The sequence below is a fragment of the Neptuniibacter marinus genome, assembly GCF_001597725.1.
GTDB classification, from domain to species: Bacteria; Pseudomonadota; Gammaproteobacteria; order Pseudomonadales; family Balneatricaceae; genus Neptuniibacter; species Neptuniibacter marinus.
The window spans coordinates 55,598-72,260 of the sequence record NZ_LUTR01000013.1 but is presented as its reverse complement, the minus strand read 5'-3'; the positions used below and the strand labels follow the sequence as shown (position 1 = coordinate 72,260).

The 16,663-nt window shown below is 43.4% G+C and carries 15 protein-coding genes; 7 read left to right on the top strand and 8 right to left on the bottom strand.

Annotated elements, in window-relative coordinates; genetic code table 11:
- Window positions 1–191 precede the first annotated feature (191 nt).
- Both fdhD and A3774_RS10345 read left to right on the top strand, forming a co-directional pair.
- A complete protein-coding gene (gene fdhD, locus A3774_RS10350) occupies window positions 192–998 on the top strand; it encodes a formate dehydrogenase accessory sulfurtransferase FdhD (protein WP_067866917.1) in 807 nt (268 codons plus the stop codon).
- Window positions 999–1,015: 17 nt separating this feature from the next.
- Window positions 1,016–3,328 (top strand): FdhF/YdeP family oxidoreductase, encoded by a 2,313-nt coding sequence (locus A3774_RS10345; protein ID WP_067866915.1) that lies wholly within the window; start codon window positions 1,016–1,018, stop codon window positions 3,326–3,328.
- Window positions 3,329–3,342: 14 nt separating this feature from the next.
- On the opposite strand, the gene eutC is transcribed toward A3774_RS10345, so the two are convergent.
- The 6 genes from eutC to A3774_RS10320 form a co-directional block, all read right to left on the bottom strand.
- Window positions 3,343–4,185: an ethanolamine ammonia-lyase subunit EutC gene (gene eutC / locus A3774_RS10340; protein WP_067866913.1), complete on the bottom strand. Its 843-nt coding sequence runs from the start codon at window positions 4,183–4,185 to the stop codon at window positions 3,343–3,345.
- A 1-nt stretch (window position 4,186) separates the two neighbouring features.
- Window positions 4,187–5,572: an ethanolamine ammonia-lyase subunit EutB gene (locus A3774_RS10335; RefSeq protein WP_067866911.1), complete on the bottom strand. Its 1,386-nt coding sequence runs from the start codon at window positions 5,570–5,572 to the stop codon at window positions 4,187–4,189.
- A gap of 124 nt (window positions 5,573–5,696) precedes the next feature.
- Window positions 5,697–5,864, bottom strand: a complete 168-nt coding sequence (locus A3774_RS16815) for a hypothetical protein (RefSeq protein WP_197468053.1) — start codon at window positions 5,862–5,864, stop codon at window positions 5,697–5,699.
- Window positions 5,865–5,875: 11 nt separating this feature from the next.
- On the bottom strand, window positions 5,876–7,228 hold the full coding sequence (locus A3774_RS10330; protein ID WP_067866910.1) for an ammonium transporter: 1,353 nt from the start codon (window positions 7,226–7,228) through the stop codon (window positions 5,876–5,878).
- A gap of 311 nt (window positions 7,229–7,539) precedes the next feature.
- Window positions 7,540–7,899, bottom strand: coding sequence for a cupin domain-containing protein (locus tag A3774_RS10325; RefSeq protein ID WP_067866908.1), 360 nt, complete (start codon window positions 7,897–7,899; stop codon window positions 7,540–7,542).
- A 46-nt stretch (window positions 7,900–7,945) separates the two neighbouring features.
- Complete coding sequence (locus tag A3774_RS10320; RefSeq protein WP_082792412.1) at window positions 7,946–10,318, bottom strand: DUF1989 domain-containing protein; 2,373 nt, start codon at window positions 10,316–10,318, stop codon at window positions 7,946–7,948.
- Between the two features lie 282 nt (window positions 10,319–10,600).
- Here A3774_RS10320 and A3774_RS10315 point away from each other — a divergent pair, with 282 nt between their 5' ends.
- The 5 genes from A3774_RS10315 to A3774_RS10295 all read left to right on the top strand — a co-directional run bounded on the left by A3774_RS10315 (window position 10,601) and on the right by A3774_RS10295 (window position 15,219).
- Window positions 10,601–11,794: a sensor histidine kinase gene (locus A3774_RS10315; protein ID WP_067866906.1), complete on the top strand. Its 1,194-nt coding sequence runs from the start codon at window positions 10,601–10,603 to the stop codon at window positions 11,792–11,794.
- On the top strand, window positions 11,787–12,470 hold the full coding sequence (locus A3774_RS10310) for a response regulator (RefSeq protein WP_067866904.1): 684 nt from the start codon (window positions 11,787–11,789) through the stop codon (window positions 12,468–12,470). The genes A3774_RS10315 and A3774_RS10310 overlap by 8 nt, the downstream gene beginning before the upstream one ends.
- Window positions 12,471–12,474: 4 nt before the next feature.
- Window positions 12,475–13,269, top strand: coding sequence for a PAS domain-containing protein (locus tag A3774_RS10305; RefSeq protein WP_067866903.1), 795 nt, complete (start codon window positions 12,475–12,477; stop codon window positions 13,267–13,269).
- Window positions 13,270–13,441: 172 nt separating this feature from the next.
- Window positions 13,442–14,806 (top strand): NAD(P)-binding domain-containing protein, encoded by a 1,365-nt coding sequence (locus tag A3774_RS10300; RefSeq protein ID WP_067866901.1) that lies wholly within the window; start codon window positions 13,442–13,444, stop codon window positions 14,804–14,806.
- Between the two features lie 65 nt (window positions 14,807–14,871).
- Entirely contained in the window at window positions 14,872–15,219 is a 348-nt protein-coding gene (locus A3774_RS10295) for a cupin domain-containing protein (RefSeq protein WP_067866898.1), read from the top strand.
- A gap of 80 nt (window positions 15,220–15,299) precedes the next feature.
- Here the strand turns inward: A3774_RS10295 and A3774_RS10290 are convergent, their stop codons facing one another.
- Window positions 15,300–15,611, bottom strand: a complete 312-nt coding sequence (locus A3774_RS10290) for an EthD family reductase (protein WP_067866897.1) — start codon at window positions 15,609–15,611, stop codon at window positions 15,300–15,302.
- A 37-nt stretch (window positions 15,612–15,648) separates the two neighbouring features.
- A complete protein-coding gene (locus A3774_RS10285; RefSeq protein WP_067866894.1) occupies window positions 15,649–16,539 on the bottom strand; it encodes a dienelactone hydrolase family protein in 891 nt (296 codons plus the stop codon).
- Window positions 16,540–16,663: the final 124 nt, after the last annotated feature.

Here is a 16,663-nt window from a genome sequence, read left to right as displayed (position 1 = left end):
GGCGACTTGTAGCACTAAAGCCGCCTTCTTATCAGCGACAGTAATTCAGCCCAGTCGGAATTACACTCATAAGTAGATATAATTTTTTTAATTTCTTATTGGGAAAACATATTTACCACTGTTAAATTACTACCCCATTCGCTATGATTCATGTATATATTATATGAAACAGACAAATCTATTTTTGGCTTATGGAATCTAGCCCACATAACTCCGCAAACATACTCAACATTGAACACCCCGATACTGCAAGCGATCTGGCGCAGGAGATCCCCGTCGCCATATCAGTCAATGATATTTCTCACGCGGTAATGATGTTGACTCCCATCGACCTTGAGTATTTCGCAATCGGCTTTGCATTTAGTGAAGGTATTATTGATCATTATTCGGATCTTCGAGATCTCGATATTTACCAGCATAACGTCGCTCTGCAACAAGGAGAGGGGTTTCAGCTGCCCGCCTACAACATAGCTATTAAAATTAGTCCAAGACAGTCGATACGCTATAAAAAACAGCATAGTTTTAGACAAGGATTAACCGGCTGTGGTATTTGCGGAACAGCAGCTCTCGACGTAGCGATCCCTGATCTAAACAGCCTTCCGCATTCTGCTTTACCACCAAAAAAGCAGCTACTTCACCTTCCTAATACGCTGTTTAGTCTACAGAAATTAAAAGGGGTACATGCAGCATTGTTGCTCTCCCCAGAAGGTGAAGTTGTAACATGTCATGAAGATATTGGTAGGCATAACGCGCTGGACAAGACCATTGGTTTCGCACTAAAAAACAACATCCAACTAAATGGCTTCAGTATTCTAATGAGCAGCCGCTGCAGTGTAGAACTTATTCAAAAAGCGGTTAAAGCAAAGCTATCTACACTGATCCATATATCCAGCCCGAGCCATTTAGCGACTCAAATGGCGCACCACTACAACCTCAATCTTATTCAAATCACCCGTAAGGGCGAATTAAAAACCTTTTCCCAGCCACCTATTCTATAAGCTAAAGGATTCCATTCATGAGCGATAACAATACTGACATTTCCACATCGCCTGCTTATAAGGCCCCTGCTGGGGGGTGGGGAGCATTAGAAAGCACAACACGCCATTTGTTAGGCAGCAAAAATGCAGTTAAAAACATTAAATCACTACTCAATACCAATCAAAGTGATGGTTTTGATTGCCCCGGCTGTGCATGGGGAGAAGAAAAAACACCCAACAAAATAAAGTTTTGTGAAAACGGTGCAAAGGCGGTCAACTGGGAAGCCACCTCTAAACAGGTCGGTGCTGACTTTTTCAACCAATACACACTGAGTTGGCTAAAGGAGCAGAGCAATTACTACCTTGAGTATCAAGGGCGTTTGACGCACCCAATGCGTTACAACAAAGAGAGTGATAAATATCAGCCCATTAGCTGGGATGAGGCTTATGGATTAATAGCTGAACATCTCAAACATCTTGACCACCCCGATCAGCTTGAGCTCTATACCTCGGGACGTGCCAGTAATGAAGCAGCTTACCTATACCAACTTTTTGGTCGAAGCTTTGGTACCAATAACTTCCCTGATTGTTCCAATATGTGCCATGAGGCAAGTGGTTTTGCCCTTACAAGTAGTATTGGCATAGGTAAAGGCACTGTTACCTTGGAAGATTTCGAAGAGGCCGACACAATTTTTGTCTTTGGCCAAAACCCCGGCACTAATCATCCTCGTATGCTGGATACATTGCGTAGTGCAATCAAACGTGGTGCTAAAATTGTGATTTTTAATCCACTCAAAGAGCGTGGACTAGAAAAATTTCAACACCCGCAAAACCCTGTAGAGATGCTCACCAATAACGCCACAACGATGAACTCCCTCTACCTATCACCCAAAATTGGGGGTGATATGGCAGCGATTCGAGGCATGACTAAATCAATCCTCAAATTAAGTTCTGCAAGCAAGCTAGGCACACTCCTTGATCAGGCCTTTATTAATGAACATACCCAAGGAATGGATGAGTACTTACAAACGGTTAAAGAGACACCTTGGGAAAAGATTCTTGATCAGTCAGGTCTTACACGAGACGAAATTGATAAAGCTGCTAGCATCTACATTGAAGCGGATAAGGTCATTAGCACTTGGGCTATGGGTTTAACGCAACATCATCACTCAGTTGCCACACTCCATGAGCTTATAAACTGGATGGCATTAGGAGGCAATATTGGCCGTCCTGGCGCGGGCCTCTGTCCTGTTCGAGGGCATAGTAATGTACAAGGCGATCGAACCATGGGGATTAACGAGCGCCCATCAGATCAGTTTTTAGACACATTAGAAACACAATTTAAAATACCTATGCCTCGCCAACACGGCCATTCCGCAGTCGAAGCGATTGAGGCTATGCAGTCAGGCGGCTGTAAAGTATTTATCGGCTTAGGTGGTAACTTCGCTGCAGCCTCTCCTGATACGGCAGTAACAGAGCACGCCCTAAGCCAATGTGATTTAACCGTACAGATCAGCACTAAGCTAAATCGCTCGCATCTCATTACCGGCAAAGATGCACTTATTCTGCCCTGCCTTGGCCGAACCGATATAGATCAACAAGCAAAAGGCCCTCAAAAGATAACCGTTGAAGACTCCTTTAGCATGGTGCACGCCTCAACCGGCGTACTTGAACCCAGTTCGACAGAGATGCGCTCAGAACCGGCCATCATCGCAGGTATAGCGAATGCCGTGTTAGGCAACAAACCTATTGATTGGTTGAAGGTAGTTGAGGACTACAGTGCTATACGGGAATTAATCGCTCAAACCATTCCCGGTTTCTCCGAATTCAATAGCAAAATTGAACAACCCGGAGGGTTCTATTTAGGCAACACAGCAAGAGACAGAAATTGGGTAACTCAAGGGGGCAAAGCGATTATTCACAGCCACCCTCTTCCGGACAGTATCTTACCGGATAAGTCAGCCAAACTTTTACATGAGAAAGTCTTAGTCTTACAAACCCTTCGATCCCACGATCAATATAACACCACTATTTACGGAATGAACGATCGCTATAGAGGTATTAAAGGTGAAAGGGATGTACTGTTTATCAACCCAGCAGATATTCAACGCCTTGGATTTACAGAGGGGCAGCTAGTCGATATTAAGAGTCTTTGGGATGACGGTCGTACCCGAGAGATAAAAGGGTTCAAACTGGTAGGTTATAGTATACCTGCCGGTAATATTGCAGCTTATTACCCTGAAACTAATCCATTAGTGCCATTAGATAGCTATGGTGTCGACAGTAGAACCCCCACATCTAAGGCCATCGCCGTTGAGCTTTCTAGTCATCAAACAAACCGGATTCTCTGAATCCGGTTTCCTCTCTAATCGAGTAAGAAATTACCTAATTTTGGCTCTTCAAGAGATTCAATAGAATCAGACTGATCTTTTAACTCGACCCCAGAATAATCAAGCTGTAAAGACTGTTTAATGAGCCAGATAAGCTTATCAGCCGCTGCTTCATAAGACATACCAGCGGGCCGGATATTTGAAATACAGTTTCGATTGGCATCAGAAAAACCTAGTTTAGGCTTATAGGTGAAGTAAACACCGAGACTATCGGGAGAGCTTAATCCAGGTCGTTCACCTACCAACAAAATCATTAACTGAGCATTGAGAATGTCGCCAATCTCATCACCAACAGCGACCCGTCCCTGCTCGACAAGACAAGGGGGCATTTGCGTAATGCCCTCCTCTTTAAGTCGTAAACTAATCTGCTTAAAAAAGTTAGCGGCATGGGACTGAATCGCAAACGATGACAAGCCATCAACAATAGTAATACAAGCCTGCATCGATGGCTCAATAGTCTCGGCGATAGACGTTAAGGTAGCCGCAGAAGCTACGCTCAACCGACGCCCTAAATCAGGCCGTTGTAAATACTCAGTTCGCCCTTGCGCCCGACTTTTAAGTAAAATCGGCGTAACCGCTTGCTCCTGCAATTCACTACACAATTTATCTATATCTAAAGGAAGGTGAACCGCATCTCTCGCGTTCCCATGATCCATCTGGAAGGAGAGCATCGCTTGAGTGGGGATGCTCGTTCCGGCACGACCTAAAGCGATCCGAGCATCGGTATAACGTTTTAACCCAGCCCAATCATTCTCGGTTAAATATCCCTCAGACAACTTATTGGATAAACCATTAGATGATAATTTAGAGTCGGCCATATCAACCTCCAATACGCGCTTGTAGGTGCGAAAATGCTGCAGGTAAACCATCTAACAACAGCCCTTGCTCAGTCGTTATGCCCATTTTTATCAACCAGTGCTCAAACTCAGGACTTGGTCTTAAACCTAATATTTTACGAATATACAGGGCATCATGGAACGAAGTGGTTTGATAATTAAGCATAATGTCATCGGAACCGGGAATACCCATAATAAAGTTTACGCCTGCTGCACCTAATTGCGTCAGCAGCATATCCATATCATCTTGATCCGCTTCCGCATGATTGGTGTAACAGATATCGCAGCCCATAGGTAAACCCAACAACTTGCCACAAAAATGATCTTCTAAACCCGCTCTAATAATCTGCTTACCGTTATAAAGATATTCAGGCCCGATAAACCCGACCACCGTATTTACCAACAGTGGCGAAAACTCACGAGCCACTGCATAAGCGCGGGTTTCACAGGTTTGCTGATCTAAACCAAAATGAGCATCCGCCGATAGAGCGCTCCCTTGCCCCGTCTCAAAATACATAACATTGTCACCACAACTGCCACGGTTTAGGCTCAGGGCCGCAGAATGTGCCTCTTTGAGGACAGCTAAATCTATACCAAAACTTTTATTAGCTTTTTCAGTTCCCGCAATCGATTGAAAAACCAGATCAACAGGAGCGCCGCGATTAATCGCTTCTAAATGGGTTGTTACGTGAGTTAATACACAAGATTGAGTAGGGATATCATATCGTTGAATAATATCATCCAATAGCTTCATCAACGTGATAACTGAACTTATATTGTCAGTAGCAGGGTTTATTCCAATAACCGCATCACCACTGCCATATAAAAGCCCATCAAGTACACTGGCCGCCACGCCTGTAGGATCATCCGTCGGATGATTAGGTTGTAAACGTGTAGATAATCGCTGAGGTAAACCAATCCTATTGCGAAAAGCTGTAGGATTTGAGCATTTCTTAGCGACGAGAATAAGATCCTGAATCCGCATAATTTTCGATACAGCGGCAACCATCTCAGGCGTTAAACCTAAAGATATATTTTTTAACTGGGTCGTATCCGCTAAATCAGATAGCAACCAATTACGAAAATCACCCACTGTGAAAGAGGAGATAGGCCGGAAGGCGTTCTGATCATGCTTATCAATTATCAGGCGGGTTACTTCATCCTTTTCATAAGGAATGAGAGCTTCAGTGAGGAAGGTTTTCAGCGGAAGGTCAGCTAATACCATTTGTGCAGCTACTCGTTCCTGTGATGTTTGAGCCGCAACGCCAGCTAAACGATCACCTGAACGATCAGGGCTAGCTTTGGCCATTACTGTCTTCAGATCAGGAAACACCCAATGGTTGCCTCCAGCAGAAATCGAATAACTCATCTGTTATCTACCCTCCAGTCATAACAAAATAACGCCCACAAAGCGGGCGCTATTTCTTGCAACCATCTTGCTAAGATGTCTTATTACTAGGACTGAATCAACAATCCTAGTCAGTCATACAAGGTCACTTATAATCTATATAAGTATCGTTCTCATGTTTAACTGAAGCGATAATTGTTCCCAAAGTTACCGCAATAGATAGTGAAAGTATAACCATAATGGCTGTTGGGCTATCAGCGAAAGTAAAGACTGCTTCAGCACCTTCCCACGACGTAATAGGACTTACATTCATAATAAATCTCCTTAAACAGTAACCGTTGAAGTGTTAGTAGGTGTAGTCTCTTGTGCTGTTGCAGGCACTGATTCTGGATAAGCCGCTAATGGAACTTCGACTAAATCCAAACCTGCTTCTTCTGCTTTTGGTGGTACTCGTAAAGCTCCCATTTTGGCCATCACATATGACAAACCAAAACCTGGGATAAACCCTAGAGAAGCCATCACTAATGCGCTCTTAAGCTGACCCATGAAACTAATCGCAGGTGCACCTTCAATAACATTAGGGAAGCCGCTGAAAATACCTAAACCAACAATACCGATAAGACCACCGACACCATGCACAGCAAAGGCGCCTACAGCATCATCAATCTTAAATTTATTAGTTAGGAATTTATCAGCTAGAGGCGCAGCAATACCGCCAGTAATACCCATCAAGAATGCTAATGGAGGATAGTACAGATCTAAACCTGGCGCAGCAGAGAAGATACCTGCTAGTGCACCAGACATCATCCAGAATGGCTGACGTGTGATCACGTAAGATCCGATAATACCGCCCGAGAAAGCCATTAGTGTATTGAAGCTAATAGATGACAACGTTGTTGGCGTACCGAAGATAGTCGTCCACTGACCGCCGGTTGTATAGATAATACAGCCGCCAAGGAAACCGAAGAAGCCAACAATAATCAACATCAGACCGATAATACTCATCGGTACACTGTGACCTGTAATTGCCAGTGGCGTGCCATCAGGCGCAAAGCGTCCAATACGTGCACCCAAGTTAATGGTTACACCTAGAGCAAAGAACCCTGCGACCATATGAACTGCACCTGCTGCACCGAAGTCATGGAAACCCCAATCAACGGTTAACCAGCCTTGTGGATGCCATCCCCAAGATGCCGCCAAAATCCATACAACAGAGCCAAGAATAATGGCCAGTATAATGAACGAGCTCATACGGATACGTTCAATCACAGCACCGGAGAAGATTGAAGCAGTCGTCGCTGCAAACAATACAAATGCTCCCCAGAAAATACCACTCGCATTATCTGCTAAGTTAGGCCCCATGCTGCTCGACCAAGGAAGTCCACCAGCCCCCGCCTGAAAGTCTGGCGTAAAGCCATTGTACATGGCCAAATAGATCCACCAGCCAAAGAAAAAGAAAGTAGGGATAATAAAGGCAAATGCCAATATGTTTTTAACACCTGAAGCCAGGGCATTTTTTAATCGGGAAGCACCCATCTCGTAGGCTAAAAAGCCCGCATGGATAATTACCATTAAACCGGTACACCACCAATAAAATACTTCCATATTGATTGTGCCGGACATCTCTATCAGGTTTTGCAATTCTGCAATTTTCTGAGCAGTTTCGACCTGGTCCATAAGACCCCCATATTAGGTTATACAATTCTGTAATTTGATAGGTTTAACGGTATGTCCCCCTACCGTTAAGCCTATCCAATCACCTTCGTTAACCTGCTTAATCCCTTAAATAACGAAGGAGATAAACTTACTCTTCAGTAAATTTTATTTCCTATCAGGAAATGCATATTCTATGCCTGACTTAATTATTTCATTTAATTTCAATAACTTAAAAATAAATTCCGATATTAGACATAAATAAGAAGCACTAGAATTGATCACTTTTAATTCAACGCGCTTCAAGATGATTCAAAAATAGGAAGATAAAAATACTAAGCCTCTCCTTCTTTACGCTGACCACAGAAGAAACCAATGCCGTAGTTGGGAGACTGGAAGGTAATTACGCTACCTTTAGGGAAATAAAGTACATCACCCACCTTCGCATGCACTGTCGTTCCCTCTTGATCGGTAATGATCATTTCACCCTCAACGATAATTTTCATCTCGTGATATGTGTATTCATAAACTAAAGGCTCATCTGACTTTTCCATACGGAAAAAACCGCCGACAATGGTTTTATCCTTATCATTAGACACCGCTATATCGCCAATAAAACCATTACTACCCGGTACTTCCATGCTAGGGAGTTCTGTTTTAATTGCTTGCTGGTAGTAAGTCATCGCTGTAGACATGTTAAATACCTCAATTGGTTAAAATACGTTTTCAAATAATGTGAATTTATGAACGAACACGCGTTCGTTCGGGATCATAAAAAGGAAGTCCAACTACCTCTCCGGGCAGCCGTTTCTGGAGGCCATCTAACTTGCCGACCTCTAAAAGTGTTTCAGGTGCTGCAAAATCTGGCGCAACGCGACAAAGTGCGATCTGTTTGCTTAATAAGGGCGATGTAGTAGCGCTGGTCACTACGCCGACAGGAAAACGACCGTGATAGATAAGATCCCCATGAGCCACCGGCTCATTCCCTTGCAGTACCAAGCCAACTAAGCGTTGTCGACTTTCTGGTGTTTGACGGGCCATCGCCTCACGGCCAATAAAATTCTCCGCTTTAGTTTTCATTGGTACGGTAAAACCTATACCCGCTTCATAAGGGTTAGTTTCAGGACAAAACTCGTGATCAGCGAAAATCAAACCCGCTTCAATACGCAACATATCTAAAGCGTCAAAACCTAAAGGTGCAATTTTGTATGGCTGACCTGTCTCCCATACTTGATCCCAAACTGCTTCGGCATCATCCGGGTGACACCAAACCTCAAACCCTAATTCACCGGTATAACCTGTGCGGGACACCATTACAGGGATGCCATCGGGCCCACCTAATCGACCAATCATGAAATGAAACCACGCCAGGGTATCCATACTCGGTTGACATTCAGGCGCCCAAATAATCTGGCTCAATAACTCACGACTTTTCGGGCCTTGAACTGCGATATTATGTAACTGGTCAGTAGAATTCCTAACGCTTACTTTATAACCCTGCTCTTGCGCTTGATTCTTTAACCACAAGCCGGTGTAAGGATCGCCACAAACCCATCTAAAGGCTTGTTCACCCATACGAAAGATAGTGCCATCATCAATCATTCCACCCGTTTCATGGCAGATAGCAGAGTACGCGATCTCACCAATAGCTAAGCGCCTAACATTTCGTGTTAAAGCAAATTGTAAAAAGGCTTCAGCATCTGGCCCTGTCACCTCAAACTTTCTAAGAGGCGTTAAATCAATTACAGCTACCCGTTCCCGACAGGCTAAATATTCAGCTTGAGCCCCCCATCCCTCATACTCCGAAGCAACCCAGTACCCACGGTACTCAGTCATCTGTTTAGTCAGTGCAGAAACACGACTGTGAAAGCCTGTTGTTTTAGTCATACGTGGTAGCTCCTGAGGAGAGGTCCGGTAAGCGATAGAACGAGGGAAATGATTATCAGCGGAGTAAATTCGCACATGAATATCAGTAGGCTGCCAACCGTTAGCCGGGTCAATATCATCGGGGCAAGCTGATGATGCACAGATCAGATCACGGGTAGCACGTAGCAATACGTAATCTCCGGCTCGAGACCAAGGCTCATCCATTGATACCGATCCGCACGGTTCAACATGGGTATTAAAAAAGAAGTTTATTGCAGGCCAAGCTGGACGAGGCTTAACCTTATATGGAGCCAATACACGGTTGAAATTATCACTACAGCTAATGTGTCCAAAATAACCGCTATCTTCATAATATTTCGGATTACAGGCCATTAAAAAACTATCGTGGCGACCAACGGTATCTTGTACCACCTCGACCATTGATTGCATATCGGCCCCTAAAAAACGGGAATGGATACCTGGTTGAGGATTACTCAGACCTAACAGGGTACGAGTCGCAACAGCATCAAGAGCTAACTCTTCTCCTTGCTCTAACGCCGCTTTATCAAAAGCTAAAAAATCTGAACACTGCTTACCCTCAACATCAATAATTTGGATCCACTCTCCCGCTTTAACTTCATAGACACGTGCACTTGCACGGGGAATACGCAGTTCCAATTGAGATGGTGCCAAAGGTTCAGGAAGTAATGCTGCTGATGCATCTAAATAATTAACTTTAACTTCTAACTCAGTAACCGGTACATGGCCCTCTATCGGCATAGATAAACCAGCGGCTGCAACGATAATATTGATATCATCTAAGGCCTCAAAGTAGGTAGGTTCGGGAATCGTGTTTTGCCCCTCCCCTACTCTTGCGGCTCCAACGGAGATCACCTGAGATAGATGGTAATCATTAATACCCCAACCCTTGAGTTGCGCCTGTAACGCCTGCCCTGCCAATTTATTCTCAGCAATTTGAGCATTGATACCCTCAGCAGGTAAGCCACTAACCCCATCTAAACCTAAGGCTGTTGCTAAAAGGTGATTTGCAGACGAGCCTCGACGATCCCGCACAATCAGTTCCGCCAGTTGCTCACCATCTTGGCTAAAAATCTGAAAATGATCGCCCCTTTTCAGATCTAATCGGATGGCTTGATGGGCCTCAACACGAAATAATCGAACGCTATTGTCATTTTGCATATTAAGATAGCAAGCATCCGGCAGATCATTTTTCTGATTTACTGACATCTCCACGCCCTTACTAAAACCGTCTTTTAAAGTTCAAGATTGGTGCGCTGGGTCTATTAAAGGTCGACTCTAGTGCACACATATCTCAATCGAATGTTGTCTTTTTTATAATTCCCAGTGGTTATAAATATTTACTATCAATAGAATTCAAACAATCCTCTTGAAGGCATACTCCATTGGGGGTAATTGCGGTAACAGGCATTCACGTGGCATAAATACTGCTTAACCAGAGAGTGGGGAAAGCGACCTCAACACAAACAATTGAAATAAAGGGGAGGACATATGGCGATAAACATCAAAACATGGCTAGAACAATTTTTTAACGCTTACACTGAAAGCCCCAGCCAACCCTCCAACCCTGTAAGTGAGAATCTGTTTTCCCTAGGCGATATTGCTTTTGATATAGCAACAACTGACGAAATCAATCAAACCTTACCTCCCTTATTAAAGAAGCTTGAAGCACAACTAAGCCAAAGCTTTTCAGCCGATGAGCAGTGCCGCCTAAAGATAGTATTCAGTTCACCGAGTACCGCAGAAACCTTTGTCCACCATCCATCTGATAGCACCCCACACAGTAAAATACTGCATGCGTTACATCGTTTTTTTACTAATGGGCACAATGATTTAATCCACGACACACTCTATCTAGATGCCCTATCTAACCACTGTTTTCCCGAACCTCTCTATGGTTATAAATTAACTGAAAGTAAAGAGATGAATATTTGGCTATTAGCTATCTTCCCCAATAAAGTACCTAGCGCTAACCAGGTCCGCTGGAAGCTCACTGCCGTAGAAAACGCTTTAAAAAAAGGCTTTTCAGCATGGGCGCAGCAAGAGAAAAAGATAAGTAAAGCGGTTACATCAGAACGTGCCATCCATGCAGCGGAACTACATGACTCTCTAGCACAAGTACTCGGTTATTTAAGAATTAAAAGCGCTAAGCTAGATAGCCTCTGCCAAAGCAGTGCCTACCATGGATTAAAGCCCGTCACAGAAGATCTGGCGGCTTATACCCATTATGCCTACCGTCAAACACGAGAATTAATCACCTCATCACGTTTATCAATGAAGGGCGATAATTTAACCCAGGCGATTTCCGATTCTGTATCAGAATTTGAACAGCAATCAGCTATTGTTTTTGAATACGACAACCGGCTAAAGAAAAATATCACAAGCCCTAAACAATCTATGCAGCTGATTTATATCGTTAGAGAGTGCCTCTCCAACATCGTCAGGCACTCACACGCCAGCCACGCACGTATTGTCATTAAAGAAACATTAAGTACGCACATAGAGATATTTATAGAAGATAACGGTATAGGTTTAGATACCAAAAACGCACGTAACGACAGCTTTGGCTTAAAAATCATGCATGAACGAGCAGAACGAATTGATGCACGACTCCTTATCCAACCCCATCCCAACCAAGGAACACAGGTCATACTCACATTGAAGATTGGAGATAACCATGAGTAATCCCACACACTCAGTGATTGTAGTAGATGACCACCCTTTGTTTCGGCGGGGGGTAGTAGAGCTACTAAATGACAGCGAGCAATTTAATGTTATTGCCGAGTTTGATGGCGCAACCGACCTTTTAGAACAATTGGATGACCTTTATCCAGATATTCTATTGCTTGATTTACAAATGCCTGAAACCAGCGGTCTAGATATATTACAGCTCATCCGCAAAACAGATGATCAACTAAAAATTATTATCTTAACCGCCTGTAGCGATCATGATCAGCTTTTTTCCGCCTTGAAAAGTGGTGCAAATGGATATCTACAAAAAGATACCCCACCCGATGAAATCATTAAACATTTAGTCAATGTTCTCAATGGCCAGACCGCCCTCAACGAAGACGCGGTAACCTCTTTAGCCCACCAGCTACGCGAAACTCACGAAACAGAGGTTAATCAAGCGGATGCCATCTTTTCGGAAATGACCGAGCGCGAACTAGAAACTTTGTCCTATATTGCCCAAGGACTTAATAACAAGTTGATCGCCCGAGAATTAGGTATCAGTGATGGCACCGTCAAAGTCTACGTAAAAAACCTATTAAGAAAACTAAACCTTCATTCACGTTTAGAGTTAGCAGCCTGGGCCCATACAAATAACGCGAAAGAGCATTTTGATCTGGATAAGGATTAATCCCATGAACTTACTAAAATGGCCTCAATCTGTTTTTAATAGGGACAACAGCTTTAATCTTGATGACAGCAATCTTCATGAGACCTTATTCAACAGCCTTGGCGATGTAGTTATGATCATCGATCAAAACCACCGCATATCTCTAGTAAATACCTGCTGGGAAAAAATCACCGGCGTCGCCGCCAGCAGCTCCCATAATTTACTGTTTACAGACTTCCTTCACCCTGAAGATGTAAAAATCTGGAACGACATTATTCGTAAAGTTTTCAATAGCCATGGAAGTGAGCTCGTTTGGTTCCGGATCATTAGCGCCGATGGCAATATTCATTGGTGCGAAATGAGAGTGCAACAACTGAGACCTAATGAACATTACCCACTCAGTGCAACCCTTTGTGACATTACTCCTCAGATCCGTAACGAACAGATACGTAACGCCAGCCACCGAAGTTTGCAAAGCTTAGTAAACCGTTTACCTGCCATGCTTTACCGTTCTCGAAATAACACCAGTTGGAGCATGGAATATGTGAGTAGCGGCTGCAAAGAACTCACAGGCCTTAGCTCTGAAGAGCTTATCAACCAACCACAAATATCCTATGGCGAATTAATCCACGAAGAGGATGCAGGTTATGTGTGGAATCAAGTACAGTTTTGTCTACAAACCCAACAGGTTTTTGAGCTGCAATATCGTTTAAACCAAGCAAACGGTAAGTGCATCACTGTCAAAGAAAAAGGACGCGGACTCTATTCTGAAAGCGGCATGATACTAGGCGTAGAGGGCTTTGTATTCCAGTTTAAATAAACACAAAACAACAGTCCCAAAACCCCTGATGACAACTTATATCTACCGCCTTACCCCTTTTTGATTACCCATAGAAGGGAATGTTCCAAACCCCAAAAGCTGATTAATTTAGATCATAACGCTGTATCAACAACAGCCTCCTCATTGATTCTGACGTTTCATGGAGAAACTTATGACTAAACGCATTGCCATTATCGGTGCAGGCCCAAGTGGGCTAGCACAACTTAGAGCCTTCCAATCTGCACAAGCAAAAGGAGCCGAGATTCCAGATATCGTTTGTTTTGAAAAACAAAGCGATTGGGGCGGCCTTTGGAACTACACTTGGAGGACAGGGCTCGACGAAAATGGTGAGCCTGTACATGGCAGCATGTATCGCTACTTATGGTCTAACGGACCTAAAGAGTGTTTAGAATTTGCAGATTACAGCTTTGAAGAACATTTCGGTAAAGCGATCGCATCCTACCCTCCTCGTGAGGTCTTGTGGGATTACATTAAAGGCCGTGTAGAAAAAGCTGGGGTACGTGATTACATCCGCTTTAATACCCCTGTACGCGACGTTATCTTTAACTCTGATACTTCGACTTTCTCTATCACAGTACATGACCATAATGCCGATGAAGTTTATACCGAAGAGTTTGATTATGTGATCTGTGCCTCGGGCCATTTTTCTACACCTCGAGTGCCTGAATTTGAAGGGTTCCAGAAATTTGGCGGGCGTATACTCCATGCTCACGACTTCCGTGACGCCTTAGAGTTTAAAGATAAAACAATCCTCCTTGTGGGTAGTAGCTACTCCGCTGAGGATATCGGCTCACAATGCTATAAATACGGCGCAAAAAAACTCATTAGCTGCTATAGAACAAACCCTATGGGTTATAAATGGCCTGAAAATTGGGAAGAGAAATCCAATCTCCTTCATGTTGATACAGACACCGCTTACTTTGAAGACGGCAGTTCAGACAAGATCGACGCTATTATTCTATGCACCGGCTACCTCCACCATTTCCCATTTTTACCTGAAGACCTTCGCCTTAAAACAGACAATCGCCTATGGCCTTTAGATCTCTATAAAGGTGTTGTCTGGGAAAATAATCCGCAGATGTTCTACCTCGGCATGCAAGATCAGTGGTACACATTCAATATGTTTGATGCTCAGGCCTGGTATGTCCGCGACATTATTATGAGCAGAATCCCTCTGCCATCCAAAGAGGAGATGACCAAAAACTCAATGGAGTGGCGCGAAAGGGAACTCCTTCAAGAAACAGCTGAAGATATGTTCACTTTCCAAGGGGATTACATCCTAGAACTGATCGAAGCAACCGATTACCCAACCTTCGACATTGAAGGTGTTCGACAGACCTTCCTCGAATGGAAACACCATAAGAAAGAAAACATCATGACTTTCCGTGATCACTCATACCGCTCATTGATGACCGGCACTATGTCTCCTCCACACCATACACCATGGATTGACGCTTTAGATGATTCATTAGAGGCCTATCTATCAGAGACCATGGAAGTAAAAAAAGCGGGCTAAATAGCAGGACTCGTAACAGACAGTAAAAACATTCTCCAACACTTACAATTTATGAGAATCACACAATGAGCTACATAAAAAAGATTATCGATAAAACAGTGACCTCTATTGATACAGATTTAGAAGGCTGGGAAAAAATATCTGGCACACCTACCATGAAAACCTGGATCGAATACACATCAGAAGATGGCAGTATGATTGCGGGATGTTGGGAAGCAACAGAAGGTAGCTACCGAGCGGAATACAAAAGCTGGGAATATATCCATCTTATTGAAGGTAAAGTAACAATAACACCCGATGGTGGAGAGAGCGTAACGCTATCGCCTGGAGACTCTTTTGTTATTGAAGCTGGCTTTACTGGGGTTTGGGAGATAGAAGAGAAAGTATTTAAACACTTTACGATTAAACTCTGAGCTACTCTTTTAAAAAAGCCTGATTGAACATTTATGTTCAGCTCAGGCTTATACAAGAAAAGCGTTAATGTATAGATTAATTAACGCTTAATTTCACTAATCTGAACCTGAGGCTGCACATTAGTAAAATTAGGAATATCGCCTAGCAACTCTTCCGCATGAGGGCCAAATGATGCTTCAAACGCATCAACAGACTCATACACCAGATGACCCATAGCAATAAACCCAGCGGCCTCACCTGGTGCTCCACCGGCGATACCAGCATCAACTGTAAAGCTCTTTAGCGTATCGCCTAAACGATCTAATACAAGCTGTGCATGGGTTGAATTGTAGTAATCCATGTCAAACTTCGCATCTGAACTATTTGGGTACATCACACTGACTTTTATCATTTTTATTTTACCTTTACGATTATCTTAATAAGCTAAACTAACTTAACTTGTTTTGGAAAAATTCGATAGTTCGTTGCCATGCTAACTCAGCATTTGGCTTATCATACCGAGCAGTTGAGTCATTATGGAAGCCATGATTAGCGCCTTTATAAACATGTACTTCATAAGGAACATGTAAACGCTTCAGATCTTTTTCATAATCAGGCCATGTCTTATTAACCCGTTCATCCAACTCACCTAATTGAACCAACAACGGCGCTTTAATATTCTCTCTTAATTCCGCTGCAGCTGGCGTGCCATAAAACGGCACGCCTGCAGAAAGGAGATTAGATTCAACGGCTGCTAAATAGTTCACAATATAACCACCAAAACAAAACCCTACCGCGCCGAGATGGCCATTACTGTTCGGATGGGCTTTGATAAATTTAGCCGCGGCTAAAAAATCCTGTTCTATTTTCGAACGCTCAAGGTTTTTCTGCATCGCCCTACCCTCATCATCATTTCCTGGGTAGCCGCCTAAAGGAAACAGAGCATCCGGCGCAAAGGCGATAAAACCAGCTTTAGCTAAACGGCGAGCAACATCTTTAATATAGGGATTAAGACCTCGATTCTCATGGATAACCAACACAACAGGCAACGGCCCTGAGATGTTTTTAGGTACCACTAAGTAACCCTGCCCTTCATCGTGACCTAAAGGCGAATCAAAGGTTTCATAAGTCGCCAATATTTCAGGATCATTAAAAGAGACCTGTTCAGCTAAGGCATAGTTAGGTAATAACGCAGAGGTCAATACAGTCATTGAGTAACCAACAGCCGTTAATGTTCCTAACTTTTTCAAAAAGGTGCGGCGATCAATACCCCCATGGGCATAATCATCATACCAATCGAACGCTGCCTGTGGGATTTCACTCTGATTACGGTCAGACATAATACCTCCTACACACTTGAGCAAGGCTAACATTAAGGGAACAACTCATAAGCCTACTTAACATTAACATAAAACTTTTTCATGAATAGGTTTTAATAGGTGACCAACATTACTTTTTTTGCAT

What these genes read in the sequence shown, in the direction of transcription:
- fdhD (WP_067866917.1), top strand. Translation starts at nt 192, where the DNA reads ATGGAATCTAGCCCACATAACTCCGCAAACATACTCAACATTGAACAC.
- A3774_RS10345 (WP_067866915.1), top strand. Translation starts at nt 1,016, where the DNA reads ATGAGCGATAACAATACTGACATTTCCACATCGCCTGCTTATAAGGCC.
- eutC (WP_067866913.1), bottom strand. Translation starts at nt 4,185, where the DNA reads ATGGCCGACTCTAAATTATCATCTAATGGTTTATCCAATAAGTTGTCT.
- A3774_RS10335 (WP_067866911.1), bottom strand. Translation starts at nt 5,572, where the DNA reads ATGAGTTATTCGATTTCTGCTGGAGGCAACCATTGGGTGTTTCCTGAT.
- A3774_RS16815 (WP_197468053.1), bottom strand. Translation starts at nt 5,864, where the DNA reads ATGAATGTAAGTCCTATTACGTCGTGGGAAGGTGCTGAAGCAGTCTTT.
- A3774_RS10330 (WP_067866910.1), bottom strand. Translation starts at nt 7,228, where the DNA reads ATGGACCAGGTCGAAACTGCTCAGAAAATTGCAGAATTGCAAAACCTG.
- A3774_RS10325 (WP_067866908.1), bottom strand. Translation starts at nt 7,899, where the DNA reads ATGTCTACAGCGATGACTTACTACCAGCAAGCAATTAAAACAGAACTC.
- A3774_RS10320 (WP_082792412.1), bottom strand. Translation starts at nt 10,318, where the DNA reads ATGTCAGTAAATCAGAAAAATGATCTGCCGGATGCTTGCTATCTTAAT.
- A3774_RS10315 (WP_067866906.1), top strand. Translation starts at nt 10,601, where the DNA reads ATGGCGATAAACATCAAAACATGGCTAGAACAATTTTTTAACGCTTAC.
- A3774_RS10310 (WP_067866904.1), top strand. Translation starts at nt 11,787, where the DNA reads ATGAGTAATCCCACACACTCAGTGATTGTAGTAGATGACCACCCTTTG.
- A3774_RS10305 (WP_067866903.1), top strand. Translation starts at nt 12,475, where the DNA reads ATGAACTTACTAAAATGGCCTCAATCTGTTTTTAATAGGGACAACAGC.
- A3774_RS10300 (WP_067866901.1), top strand. Translation starts at nt 13,442, where the DNA reads ATGACTAAACGCATTGCCATTATCGGTGCAGGCCCAAGTGGGCTAGCA.
- A3774_RS10295 (WP_067866898.1), top strand. Translation starts at nt 14,872, where the DNA reads ATGAGCTACATAAAAAAGATTATCGATAAAACAGTGACCTCTATTGAT.
- A3774_RS10290 (WP_067866897.1), bottom strand. Translation starts at nt 15,611, where the DNA reads ATGATAAAAGTCAGTGTGATGTACCCAAATAGTTCAGATGCGAAGTTT.
- A3774_RS10285 (WP_067866894.1), bottom strand. Translation starts at nt 16,539, where the DNA reads ATGTCTGACCGTAATCAGAGTGAAATCCCACAGGCAGCGTTCGATTGG.